Origin of the sequence: Chryseobacterium sp. SIMBA_029, assembly GCF_046535275.1 — a bacterium.
Taxonomy (GTDB): domain Bacteria; phylum Bacteroidota; class Bacteroidia; order Flavobacteriales; family Weeksellaceae; genus Chryseobacterium.
In genome coordinates this window covers 1-259 of record NZ_JAWRXA010000525.1, presented here as the reverse complement: position 1 = coordinate 259, position 259 = coordinate 1, and the positions used below count along the sequence as shown (strand labels likewise).

Here is a 259-nt window from a genome sequence, read left to right as displayed (position 1 = left end):
CGATAGTGTGCTGGCTGCCGGGTTCGGCGAGAACGTAGCCATCACGTCGGGACGATCACTTCACGATGGCCCCGTGGCCGAACACGCACTGGCTTTGATTCTGGCCGCCGTGCGACGGATGGACCAATTGATGGAATCGCAAAAGGCGTCACAGTGGAACGAGCCATACAACATTGCCCAATCCGCGCCTGACACCGAACGGCTCTATACGCTCGACGGCGCCAACGTCACCATCTGGGGCTTCGGCTCGATCGCAGGC

At 61.0% G+C, this 259-nt stretch carries 1 pseudogene; it reads left to right on the top strand.

The features are described from left to right. Positions 1-259: pseudogene (locus SB679_RS25075) on the top strand (hypothetical protein); the annotation flags it as partial.